The 10,672-nt window shown below is 52.4% G+C and carries 8 protein-coding genes; 4 read left to right on the top strand and 4 right to left on the bottom strand.

All coding sequences use genetic code 11. The features are described 5' to 3' along the window. On the bottom strand, window positions 1–1,908 hold a 1,908-nt coding region (locus tag Q1K24_RS07590; RefSeq protein WP_300368335.1), incomplete at its 3' end, for a ribonuclease R family protein. Further along, the gene (locus Q1K24_RS07585; protein WP_300368332.1) at window positions 1,905–2,717 is read right to left on the bottom strand and encodes an HDOD domain-containing protein; all 813 of its coding nucleotides are present in this window, start codon (window positions 2,715–2,717) and stop codon (window positions 1,905–1,907) included. The genes Q1K24_RS07590 and Q1K24_RS07585, both read right to left, overlap by 4 nt. Before the next feature lie 219 nt (window positions 2,718–2,936). On the opposite strand from Q1K24_RS07585, the gene ilvC reads away from it, so the two are divergent. Genes ilvC through Q1K24_RS07570 form a run of 3 tightly spaced genes read left to right on the top strand, consistent with a single transcriptional unit; the run spans window position 2,937 to window position 6,419 of the window. Next, the gene (gene ilvC / locus Q1K24_RS07580; RefSeq protein WP_300368329.1) at window positions 2,937–3,959 is read left to right on the top strand and encodes a ketol-acid reductoisomerase; all 1,023 of its coding nucleotides are present in this window, start codon (window positions 2,937–2,939) and stop codon (window positions 3,957–3,959) included. Between the two features lie 40 nt (window positions 3,960–3,999). Continuing rightward, window positions 4,000–5,046 (top strand): divergent polysaccharide deacetylase family protein, encoded by a 1,047-nt coding sequence (locus Q1K24_RS07575; protein WP_300368326.1) that lies wholly within the window; start codon window positions 4,000–4,002, stop codon window positions 5,044–5,046. A gap of 38 nt (window positions 5,047–5,084) precedes the next feature. Next, window positions 5,085–6,419 (top strand): SLC13 family permease, encoded by a 1,335-nt coding sequence (locus Q1K24_RS07570; protein WP_300368324.1) that lies wholly within the window; start codon window positions 5,085–5,087, stop codon window positions 6,417–6,419. Here Q1K24_RS07570 and Q1K24_RS07565 read toward each other — a convergent pair. After that, complete coding sequence (locus Q1K24_RS07565) at window positions 6,416–9,289, bottom strand: EAL domain-containing protein (RefSeq protein WP_300368321.1); 2,874 nt, start codon at window positions 9,287–9,289, stop codon at window positions 6,416–6,418. The two genes, Q1K24_RS07570 and Q1K24_RS07565, sit on opposite strands and share 4 nt — an antisense overlap. Continuing rightward, a complete protein-coding gene (locus Q1K24_RS07560) occupies window positions 9,286–10,194 on the bottom strand; it encodes a cytochrome-c peroxidase (RefSeq protein ID WP_300368318.1) in 909 nt (302 codons plus the stop codon). Before Q1K24_RS07560 ends, Q1K24_RS07565 begins: the two co-directional genes overlap by 4 nt. An 86-nt stretch (window positions 10,195–10,280) precedes the next feature. On the opposite strand from Q1K24_RS07560, the gene Q1K24_RS07555 reads away from it, so the two are divergent. After that, window positions 10,281–10,672 (top strand): DNA-processing protein DprA (locus Q1K24_RS07555; protein WP_300368315.1); only part of this gene is annotated, 392 nt, incomplete at its 3' end.

The following is a 10,672-nucleotide window of genomic DNA, read 5'->3' as shown; positions in this document are numbered from 1 at the left end:
GAAAATTTTCGCCTGTGCCAGATGGACGATGTTGGTCTTCGCCTCGATGCGGTCGAAGAGCAGCAGGTCGCTCTTGTCGCAGAAGATGCGCATGCCCAGGATATCCCGGTCCGTCGTGGCTGCGGGGATCTGTGCCGCTTCGATGACGACGGCGTGCAGGGTTGTCTCTTTGTGTGCGTCGGCCCATCGGGCGTATTTGCGTGCCATGAAATCCCACTCGACCCGTGTCGCTTCCCGCTCGAGCTCGCTGATTTTGATCGTGAGCGGTTCGATGTTGCGCAGGAGATACGCCCTCTTTTTCTCGTCGTCCGAAAGGATCGCTTTGAGAAGGCGGTGGAGCGTCAGGTCGGAGTAGCGGCGTATCGGAGACGTGAAGTGGGTGTAGCGGTCGAAACCGAGCCCGAAATGGCCGACGTTTTCGGCACTGTAGCATGCCTGTTTCTGCGTCTGGATGATCAGCTGGTCCACATAGGGTTGCACACCCCTGGTGCGTGCCTCTTTCTGCAGGGCCAGCACGAGCGCGTGGAAGTCGTTTTCACTCTCTTCCACGTAGATACCGATTTTTCCCAATTCGTCGACCAGTTTTTCGATACGCTCGGGCGTCGGCGGTTCGTGGATGCGGAAAATGCCGTAGTCGAAATGTGTCGCGGCCGCCCTGTTGGCCAGCAGCATGCACTCCTCGATCAGGCTGTGCGAGGGGGTCGACGCCTCGATGCGCGTGGCAAGAAGGTTCTGCTTCTCGTCGAGTGTCATACGCACTTCGTTGGACATGAAGTCGTATCCCCGTTTCAGACGCTCGGCACGCAGCCTGTCGGCCACCTTTTTCAGAGGAAAGATGAAGCGCAGCGTCTCCTCGTCTCTTTCCGGTGCATTCGCCATGCCCGCTTCCAGATAGGCGTCGATTTCGTCGTAGTTGTAGCGCCGTTTGGAGCGGATGAGCGCCTCGAAAAAGGTGTGCCTCTTCGTTTCGAGCGTTTCGGGGTCGAGCTCGAGGCGGCAGACATAGGCGAGACGGTCCACGTCCGGTTTGAGCGAGCAGATGTTTTCACTCAGCGCCCTGGGGAGCATCGGAATCGACTTGTGGGGGAAATAGATCGAGAAGCCGCGGCTTCTCGCCTCTTTGTCGATGGCGCAGTCGGGGGTGACGTAACTGCTCACGTCGGCGATGGCGACATAGAGGGTATGGTTCGTTTCGTCCCAGAAGATCGCGTCGTCGAAATCCTTCGCATCGACGGGGTCGATCGTGCAGAAGGGAAGGTGGCGCAGGTCGGTACGGTCGGGATAGAGCGACGCGTCGACGACGTCGCCCCAGCTGTGCGCTTCGGTTTCGGCCTCTTTGGAGAAAAACTCCTGTTTGTTGAAGATGGCGAGCGAGATCTTTTCGTCGACGGCCGGATCGAGCAGGCTGCCGAGAATCTGCGTGATTTCCGACGTACGGTTGTCGACCTGGAAAACGGTGTGCTCTTCGAGGTCCGCCGTCGTACTCTTCAGCTCCATCGGCAGGTCGGTCTTGATGTGAAACGGTTCCAGTCCCGATTCGGTCATTTTGATGTAGCCGATGCCGTAGACGAAAGCCGGCTGGACGATTTTGACGACCTTGGCCGAGGGTCGGCCGGCCTTGCCGAACAGCCGCCGTACGATGACGTAGTCGCCGTTTTTCGCGCCGTGAAGGTTCTGCGGTTCGATCAGCAGGTCTCTCCCTTTCGCACCGATCATCTCCAGAAATGCGGTGCCGGATGGAAGGACGTCGAGGGTTCCGGCCCGGTATTTGGCGTCGAGTACGAGCGTGCCGTCGTCACTCTCCTTGACGATATGTTCGCGAAGCAGTTCTTCCAGTATGGGAAGGTGTTCCTTTTCGATGTCCGATCTGTATGTTCCTTTGGCGATGCGCGTCAGGAATGATCTCATTTGGCTATTTTCTCGATCGTCGCATGCAGTGTCTCCGCATCGAGGCCGAAACGGTCGGCCTTTTCATAGGCACTCTGCACACAGGGTTCGCAAAGGGGATGAATGAACGGGATCGCCTCTTTGACAATATGGAGAATCTCTGTATGTTTGCGAATCCCGTCGGGAGCCTCTTCGGGAGTCATCATATACCGCATCATCTCGATCATTTTGTCACTGAATTGCCAATGTTTGAACATCAGTGCGGCGATCCATTCGCTGGTGATACCGAGAAATCTTTTCTCGATTTCATCGACGTCTTCAGCCGTTTCCGTCTCCTTCATGGCTCTCTGAAACGATTGGGTTTTGTTCTCTTCGTCCAGTACGATCGATGCGACCACTTTACCCAGTTCCATCAGCAGGGAGAGTGTCATCATCTCCGCCTGATGGGTCGCGACCTGGTCTTTGCCCCACTGCAGGGTCAGCGCGTTTTGGAGCGAAGAGACTTCCAGCAGATGGCTGTGTGTGACCCCGTAGGGAGAGAGATCGATCGGAAAGCTGTTTCTGATGGCATAGGAGATGGCAAAACCCTGGATCGTTCCCATTCCGAACAGGGCCACCGCCTGGTCGATCGATGTAATCTGGCGGCTGAAGCCATATAATGGCGAGTTGGCCGCTTTCAGGATATCGGCTGTGAACATCGGATCCTGTTTGACGATGGGAACCAGCTCTTTGATGGTCCCTTCCGGATTGTTGCAGATTTGCCGGACACTGTTGACACTCTCCGGAAGAGGCGGAAGCGATTTGACTTTCTTGATGATTTTTTCGACCATAAGGCACTCCATCGGATTCAAAAATTGGTTTTATTGTACATAAGAGTAACTTAAGGGCGCCTCTAAAATCGTCGTCATTGGAAAAGAGTTTAAAATTCTCTTTCTGCTGACAATATGATGCCTGCGGTGGATCTTCCCGGTAGTCGGATGAAAAATTTATATGCATCAAAGCACCCTTTTACTATAATCACCCAAATTTTTACCCCAAAGGATAATCTTATGGCATTGAACGTCTATTACGACAAAGATTGCGATATCTCCATCATTCAATCCAAAAAAGTCGCGATGATCGGTTTCGGAAGCCAGGGACATGCCCATGCCGAAAACCTCCGTGACAGCGGCGTCGAAGTGATTGTCGGACTTCGCAAAGGCGGAAGCAGCTGGAAAAAGGCGGACGCGAAAGGGTTCAGAGTGATGGAAGTGGCCGATGCGGTGAAAGAGGCCGATGTCGTCATGATTCTCCTTCCGGACGAAACGCAGGCGGAGATCTACAAAAGCGAAATTGCTCCGAATCTGAAGAGTGGTGCGACGATCGCCTTCGGCCATGGATTCAATATCCACTACGGACGCATCCAGCCGGCCGATGACATCAATGTCATGATGGTCGCCCCCAAAGCACCGGGCCATACGGTTCGCAGCGAATTTGTCAAAGGAGGCGGTATTCCCGACCTGATCGCAGTCGAGAAAGATCCGAGCGGTACCACGAAAGAGCTGGCACTCTCCTATGCGTCGGCAATCGGAGGCGGACGTACGGGTATCATCGAAACGACGTTCAAAGACGAGACAGAAACCGACCTGTTCGGTGAACAGGCCGTTCTCTGCGGCGGTGTCAGTGCACTGATCCAGGCCGGTTTCGAAACGCTGGTCGATGCGGGTTACCCGGAAGAGATGGCCTATTTCGAGTGTCTGCACGAGATGAAACTGATCGTCGACCTGATTTTCGAAGGCGGTATCGCCGATATGCGCTACTCCATCTCCAATACGGCCGAATATGGCGATATGGTAAGCGGACCGCGCGTCATCAACGACGAGAGCCGCAAGGCGATGAAAGAGATTCTCAAAGAGATCCAGAACGGCAAATTCGCCAAAGATTTCATCCTCGAAGGGATGTCGGGGTATCCGCGCATGAATGCGGAGCGCAACAATCTGCGCAACCATCCTGTCGAAGTGACGGGTCGTCGTCTGCGTGCGATGATGCCGTGGATCAAAGCCAACAAAATCGTCGATCAGGAAACCAACTAAGGAATCTTTCCCATGCCTCCCGGCATGGGAAAACTGATCGATGGCAAAACAGAAACATCCGCATAGAAATACCAAACGTACACCTCGCAAACGCAAAAAACAGACCTTTTCAACACGTTTCAAAATCTATCTGATCGGTGGAACCATCGTCGTGTCGATCGTGGCGATCCTGATGGGACTTGCCGGGTGGATCGGGTACGAGATGGGGAAGGAGCAGGCATCCAAACGGTACCACAGCACGGTGACACATTATCAGCGGGATATCGAGAAACTGCGGAAAAAGTTGAAGCTCCCTCCGGCATCCGGTACGCCAAAGATACATCCGAAACGCTCTCCCGACAAGGCGGAGAATCTTTCCGAAATCAAAGATTATGTCCAGGCGGGAGGGAAAGAGAGCAGCAGGCCGGCAGTGAAAGAGGGGGTGCGGCTGAAACATCCCAAACTCGCGATCATCATCGACGATGTCGCATTCGCATCCCAGGTCAAAACGATACGCGCACTGCCCTGGGCTATCACTCCGTCGATCTTTCCCCCGACTTCACGCCATCCCGATACGCCGAAACTTGCCGCGAAGCTCGATCACTATATGATTCACCTGCCGATGGAGGCGATGCATTACAACAATCCGGAAGATGGAACACTGACGACGGAGAGTAGCAATGCGGAGATCGACTTGCGAATCAGAAAACTGCGCCACTGGTTTCCGCAGGCACACTTCATCAACAACCATACCGGCAGCAAATTTACTGCCGATATGGCATCGATGGAGCGCTTTTTCCCGATTGCGAAGCGCTACGGTTTTGTCTTTATAGACAGCCGAACCACTCCCAAAACGGTCGTGCCAAGAATCTGCAAAGAGTATCACGACCCCTATATCGCACGGGACGTATTTCTCGACAACAACCCCGATATCGACTATATCCAGAATCAATTGAAAAAGGCGGTACGCATCGCCAAATCGCAGGGATACGCGATTGCGATAGGCCATCCCCATGCTTCGACACTGAAAGCACTGGCCGACTCCAAGTCGATACTGAAGGGAATCGACGTCGTCTATATCGACGAACTTTACGAAAAAATTCGGTAAGATAAGTGTAAACTCCATCTCAACGCTGGCAGGCGATCATGAAAAAAATCGGGATAGCACTCTTTACGGCATTGGCAGTGGTATTTTTGACATCTCCTTTCTTTACACCGCTGCAGGCGAAGTTGTTGGGAATCGTCACGTTTCTCGTCGTGATGTGGACCAACGAGGCATTGCCGCTCGGTGTGGTATCGCTTCTGCCCATTCTGCTTTTCCCTGCATTCGATATTACCGATCTCAACAGTGTGACGCCCAACTACGCCAAATCGATCATTTTTCTTTTCATCGGCGGTTTCATGTTGGCCATCGCGATGCAGAAAACCGCTCTCCATCTTCAGATATCCAACAGGCTGCTGCGCATCTTTCCCGATACGGCCCTCGGCATCATCTACGCCATGGCGATCGTCTCGGCCCTGCTCAGTTCGATTCTCTCCAATACGACCATTACTCTGATGCTGATGCCGATCGGGCTTTTCATTACCGAGAATCCGCGTCTGAAAGTGCGCATTCTGCTCGCGATCGCCTATGGGGCCAGCGTTGGCGGTATCCTTACCCCCATCGGTACGCCACCGAACCTGCTGCTGCTTGGGTATTTGGAGGATGTCGGACGCGAGGCGCCCACGTTTACCGAGTGGATGGGGATGACGTCGCCGGTTGTCGTGACGATGCTGGTACTCATGCCGTTGGTGCTGGGCTACGGTATGAAAGATGAGCCGGTCGGCCGGATAACGGAGTCGGTCGAGTCGATGACAAAAGATCAGAAAAAGCTGGTGTGGATTCTGGGTGGTTTGACACTGCTGCTTCTGTTCAATACACCGGTCAAACCGTGGTATCCCGGTCTCGGTCTGAATGAAAAGGGGCTGCTGCTTGCGGCGGGACTTCTGCTTTTCATGCCGGGGGTCGATCTGCTCAACTGGGAGGACAGCAGGGCGATCCCGTATGAAATCATTTTCCTGTTCGGTGCAGGGTTCAGCATCGCACAGGCATTCGGTTCCACCCATCTTGCCGAAGCGATTGCGCAGAAGCTGGTATTCGTGCATCATCTTCCGCTCTGGATGACACTCGCGGTGATTGCATTGGCGATCAGCTTTTCGACGGAAATCACGAGCAATACCGCTTTGACCTCGATCGCTCTGCCGGTAATGGCGGAACTCTACGGCGTCGATCACCCCGAAACGCTTCTCATTCTGATGGTGACGACCGTAGCGGCCAGCTACGCCTTTATGCTGCCCATCGCCACCCCGCCCAATGCCATCATCATGAGTTCGCGTGTTATCGGGGTCAAGACGATGGCGACCATCGGTTTTTTCATCGATCTGATCGGTGTCATGATCGTTTCGGCGACCGCCTACTGGCTCTGGCAGTGGGTTCTCTAGATTGCCGCGTCTGCGTTATCGGTACGCTCCCGCACGAATTTGGTGAAAGCATCGATTCCCAGCGGTCTGCAGAAATGGTACCCCTGTCCGAAAAGGCAACCATGTTCGATGAGAAACTTCTCCTGCTCTTCATGCTCGATGCCCTCGGCGATGACTTTGTATCCGAGGCTGTGTGACAGTACGATGATGGCTTTGGTGATTTCATTGTCGTTGATATCGCGAGGGATATCCTGGATAAATGATTTGTCGATCTTGATCGTGTCGATCGGCAATTTTTTCAGATAGCTCATCGACGAGTAGCCCGTGCCGAAGTCGTCGACCGAAATTTTGAATCCCATACTCTGGAATGTCTGAAGAATCGTATTGTCGTATGTGGAGGTATCCATGATATAGCGTTCCGTCATCTCCAGGGTGATACGATGCGGTTCGATGCCGTAGCGCTCCGCGATTTCGAGGAATTTGTGCGGGAGATCCTTTTGGGCAAACTGTTTGCTCGACACATTGATCGAGATCGATTTGAGTACGATTCCTTCGGCATCGAAGATCGAGAGGGTACGGCACGCCTCCTCGAAAACGAATGTTCCGATTTCATTGATTTTGCCTGTCTCTTCGGCAACGGGAATGAATTCATCGGGTGTGACGATGCCGAGTGTCGGACTCTCCCAGCGCAGCAGCACTTCGGCTCCATAAAGCGATTTGCTCTCGAGACCGTACTGGGGCTGATAGGCGAGCCAGAACTCTCCGTTAAGAAGTGCCGCATTGAGTCCCTGTTCGATTTCGAGACGGCGGTGCATCTTGCGCGAGAGTTCGGGCATGAAAAATTGGAAATTGTTTTTTCCGAGACTCTTGGCGAGATACATTGCATTGTCGGCGTTCTTGATGAGGTCGGTAATGGTTGTGCCGTTGTCGGGATAGAGGGCGACCCCGATGCTGGTGGAGATATTGAGCGTGTGGGAACCGATTTTGAGAGGTTCCGTGATGATTTTGAGAATTTTTTCGCAGACATATGCCGCATCTTCTGCAGAGTGGATCGTTTCGAGAACGGCGATGAATTCGTCGCCGCCGATGCGTGCCACCATATCCGACTTTCTGAGTGTCGAACGGATGCGTTCGCTGACCGATTTGAGAAGCATGTCTCCGACGTCGTGACCCAATGTGTCGTTGATAACTTTGAAACGGTCGAGGTCGATAAAGAGAACCGCCAGAGTCGTGGCGTTGCGCTGGGCAATTTCAATGGCCTGGAAAAGATGCTCTTCGAAGTAGGCGCGGTTGGGCAGGCCGGTCAGTGTATCGTGGTAGGCAAGGAACTCCGCTCTCTCCTGACTGTGAATGATTTCGCGCAGATCGGTCAGCATGCCGATATAGTTGAGCAGATTTCCCTCATCGTCGTAAAGGGTGGAGATGGTCAGCCATGTCGGAATGATTTCACCCGATTTGGTTCTGTTGTAGATCTTTCCGTGCCACTTGCCGGTTTGGGAGATGGCGAGCCACATTTTGCGATAGAAACTCTTGTCGTGTCGGCCCGATTTGAGTATGCTGGGATTTTTGCCGAGCACCTCCTTTTCACTGTATCCGGTGATTGTCGTAAAGGCTTTGTTGACGGAGATGATGCGGTTCTCTCTGTCGGTTACCAAGATCGACTCCTGGGTGTTTTCAAAGACGGCAGCCGACAATTTGAGTTTTTGCTGCTGTTCGACGTACTGGGTGATATCGAGTTTGATGGCCAGATAGTTGGTCAGTTTTCCGTCAACGATAACGGGGACAATGGAGGCTTTTTCGTAAAACAGCGAGCCGTCTTTGCGTTTGTTGATAAATTCGCCTTCCCACTTTTTCCCCTGGTCGAGTACTTTGTTCATTTCGGCATAGTAGGTGTCTTCCTGAATACCCGATTTGAGAATTCTCGGATTTTGTCCGATCGCTTCCTCTTTGTTGTAGCCGCTCGTCTTCTCGAAGACTTCGTTGACATAGACGATGTTGCGTTCCGGATCGGTCATAACGATCGTATTGTCGCTGTTTTCGACGGCATACATGAAGGCTTTGAGGCGCTGGTAGGTCTTTCGCGCACGCTGATACAGAAAACCGACGATCAGGATCATGACAAACGCGAGGAGAAAGAAAAGAAGCGCAATCACTTTTTCGATGAATATCTTGTGGCTATAAGCCTCTTCAAGCCGTTTCTGCATGGCAACGATATTGTCATGCAGCTGGATGGTTGTGGCATGTTCGGCCGTTTTGTTGAGTCTGCCGATCGATTCCATCAAAGCATGGCTGTGGCTGTGGAAATATTCCAGATTTCTGTTGAGAAGCGGTGCTATCGTCTTTTCGAGATCATCGAGTGTTTTGACGAGACGGGCCGGCGATGTATGAATACCCAAGATGATCTGCATCAATTCGAAAAGAATGGTGTCGAGTTGGATCTGGATATCCAGCGGGATGGTTTGATTGTTCGACAGCGTTCTGCGCAGATCGAAAATGTAGTGGATGGAGTTGAGAGCCGCGGCATTGTACGATTTGAAATGCTCGATGGCATCGTGTTTTTTTCGGAAAGTTTTTTCTATAGTGGAAAGGAGGGCTGCAAATCCCGAGCCATACTCTTTCTCGAGTGGACGCGATTTGAAATAATCGAGTTCATCCTCGAATGCGTCGATATGCCCGTTGATCGTTTCGTAATTGATCGCTTCGATTTTTTTCAGAAGAAAATTATCGAATGTTTTGTCAAGAAGAAGCATCCGCTGTAGACGTGTTTCGTAAGCATGGAAGTTGGTGATATCTTTGTCGACAGAGAGGAGATAGGCCAGCAGGGAAGCCATCAGGAACAGAAGAGCTGCGATGAGTGAAGTGAGTTTGTCGATATGGAGCAGGCGTCTCATGGTTCGACACTTTTCGGTATGTTTCCGGTCAGCGATTTGAGAAAATCGACGATTTTGTCGATCTCATCCACCGTCATCGCCCGACCGAGCTGGATATTGGCCATAATGGTAACCGCCTCTTTCAGGCTTTCGGTCCGTCCATCATGGAAATAGGGTGCCGTTTTTTCGATATTTCGGAGTGTCGGCACCTTGAAATAGTATTTGTCGGCCGGATTTTTGGTTACATTGTAGCGCCCGAGATTCTTGGAACCGGATGATTCGACAACACCGAATTTGCTATACATCGTTCCGCCCAGGTTGATGCCGTGGTGGCAGACGATACACCCTTTCGATTTGAAAATCTCCAGTCCCTCTTTCTGGGAGGATGTCAATGCACTCTCGTCCCCCTTCAGATAACGGTCAAAAGGGGAGGGGGTAAGAAGCGTTTTTTCAAATTCGGCAATCGCGTCGACGATGTTCTCTTTCGTGACACCATCGGGATAGATCGAGCGGAAAATAACGGCATAGCGGCTTTTTTGAAGTGTCGGAATGAGTTGCTCGAAACTGTTTCCCATCTCGACCGGGTTTTCAATGGGACCTTTTGCCTGCTCTTTGAGATCTTTTGCCCGTCCATCCCAGAATTGTCGGAAATTGAACGCGGCATTGAAGACGGTTGGGGAGTTGATGTTTCCCTGTTTCCCTTCGATACCGAACGAAACGGGCAGATTGTCGTCGCCGCCATCCTGCAGATTGTGGCATGTTGCACAGGAGACACTGTTGTCTCTGGAGAGAATGGTATCGGAGAAGAGCTGTTTGCCGAGATAGACTTTGCTCCAGTCGACATCCATTTTGTCGGGCAGAGGTTTGATCATCGGTTCTGCTATCGCGATGCCAAAAAAGAGAATGAGAGACAAAAATATCGGCATACGGACAAATCCTTCGATAAAATAATACAGTTGGGTTCTAATTTGAGCTAATATCGGCGATTCCATATAAATATGTTAGGAGTGATATGCCTATCCGTACGATCGATTTCAAGATACCGGCACTTCAGACGATGCGCCGCTATCCGAACGAACTCTATTACAGGGGAAATCCGTCACTGCTGGGTGAGACGATGGTCGCCATCGTCGGAACGCGGCGTCCCAGCAGCTATACGAAAAGCATGGTGCTCCAGCTTGCCGCCGCACTGCGCCGCCGCAGTGTCGTCGTGGTCAGCGGTGCCGCGATGGGTGTCGATGCGCTTGCCCATCGGGGTGCAGGTGCGGAGCGGACTATCGCCGTTATGGGAAGCGGCCTCAACCACCGCTATCCCGCCATCAATGCGGGTCTGATCGAAGAGATTGAAAGGGAAGGATTGGTACTGAGCCAGTTTGAACCCGATTTCAGGGCGACACCCTGGAG

Origin of the sequence: Hydrogenimonas sp. (genome assembly GCF_029932565.1) — a bacterium.
In the GTDB taxonomy this organism is placed as follows: domain Bacteria; phylum Campylobacterota; class Campylobacteria; order Campylobacterales; family Hydrogenimonadaceae; genus Hydrogenimonas.
Note: the sequence above shows the minus strand (reverse complement) of the source record. Positions and strands in the feature narration are given on the sequence as shown.

Coding starts and splice junctions, on each gene's coding strand:
- Q1K24_RS07585 (WP_300368332.1), bottom strand. CDS start 2,717: ATGGTCGAAAAAATCATCAAGAAAGTCAAATCGCTTCCGCCTCTTCCG.
- ilvC (WP_300368329.1), top strand. CDS start 2,937: ATGGCATTGAACGTCTATTACGACAAAGATTGCGATATCTCCATCATT.
- Q1K24_RS07575 (WP_300368326.1), top strand. CDS start 4,000: ATGGCAAAACAGAAACATCCGCATAGAAATACCAAACGTACACCTCGC.
- Q1K24_RS07570 (WP_300368324.1), top strand. CDS start 5,085: ATGAAAAAAATCGGGATAGCACTCTTTACGGCATTGGCAGTGGTATTT.
- Q1K24_RS07565 (WP_300368321.1), bottom strand. CDS start 9,289: ATGAGACGCCTGCTCCATATCGACAAACTCACTTCACTCATCGCAGCT.
- Q1K24_RS07560 (WP_300368318.1), bottom strand. CDS start 10,194: ATGCCGATATTTTTGTCTCTCATTCTCTTTTTTGGCATCGCGATAGCA.